1 protein-coding gene and 1 pseudogene are annotated in these 1,100 nt (G+C 66.7%); one reads left to right on the plus strand and one right to left on the minus strand.

Annotation, left to right across the window (positions count from 1 at the left end):
• The coding region (locus ACFXKA_RS43215) for an acyl-CoA dehydrogenase family protein (RefSeq protein ID WP_379431945.1) at positions 1 to 834 on the minus strand (834 nt) is incomplete at its 3' end.
• A gap of 86 nt (positions 835 to 920) precedes the next feature.
• On the opposite strand from ACFXKA_RS43215, the pseudogene ACFXKA_RS43220 reads away from it, so the two are divergent.
• Positions 921 to 1,100: pseudogene (locus ACFXKA_RS43220) on the plus strand (hypothetical protein); the annotation flags it as partial.

Consider the following 1,100-nt stretch of genomic DNA (forward strand, 5'->3'; position numbering starts at 1 on the left):
GCCCTTGGCCGGGTGGCGGTCGCCGAAGGTCAGCTCGCAGGTGTTGGAGGCCTTGAGGCCCATCTTGTGCTCGACGTTCGTCGCGTAGACGCCGTTGCGCTCGCCCAGCTCGCCGGTCTCCCAGTCGAACTCGTACTTCGGTACGAGGAAGAGCGACAGGCCCTTGGTGCCGGGGCCGGCGCCCTCGGGGCGGGCCAGCACGTAATGAAGGATGTTCTCCGACATGTCGTGCTCGCCGGAGGTGATGAAGCGCTTCACGCCCTCGATGTGCCAGGAACCGTCCTCCTGCTCGACAGCCTTCGCCCGGCCCGCGCCCACGTCCGAGCCCGCGTCGGGCTCGGTGAGGACCATCGTGGAGCCCCACTGCTTCTCGACGGCGATCTCGGCGATCTTCTTCTGCGCCTCGTTGCCCTCCTCGAAGAGGATGCCGGCGAAGGCCGGGCCCGAGGTGTACATCCAGATCGCCGGGTTGGCGCCGAGCAGCAGCTCCCCGTAGGCCCAGATCAGGGAGCGGGGGGAAGTGGTGCCGCCGATCTCCTCGGGGACGCCGAGGCGCCAGTACTCCGAGTCCATGAAGGCCTGGTAGCTCTTCTTGAAGGAGGCGGGCACCGGAGCGGTGTTGGTCTTCGGGTCGAAGACGGGCGGATTGCGGTCCGCGTCCGCGTAGGAGGCGGCGAGCTCGGACTCGGCGAGCTTGGTGACCTCGGCGAGGACGGTCCTGGCGGTCTCGACGTCCATCTCCGCGAACGGGCCCGTGCCGTACAGCTTGTCGCGCCCGAGGACCTCGAAGAGGTTGAACTCGATGTCGCGGAGATTCGACTTGTAGTGCCCCATGGCGACGGCTCCGTAAGCGGTTGGGAGGCAAATTCCTCGAACGCGTATCAGTAGTGACTCCGATGATGCTACCCGTCGGTAATAAGATGCAACCCCCGCCGGACATCTGTGACGAGGACGACGAGGGTCACATGCGGCCCATCGGCGGGGCTTTCCTCAGTACTCTTGGCGGCATGTACGGCTACGACCAGAATCCTGGCGCCCAGCAGCAGTACGCACCCCCGCAGCAGCCGATGGGCGGCGGCGGATACGGGGAGCAGCCGCTG

The organism is Nocardia sp. NPDC059228 (genome assembly GCF_042754245.1).
Classification (GTDB): domain Bacteria; phylum Actinomycetota; class Actinomycetes; order Mycobacteriales; family Mycobacteriaceae; genus Nocardia.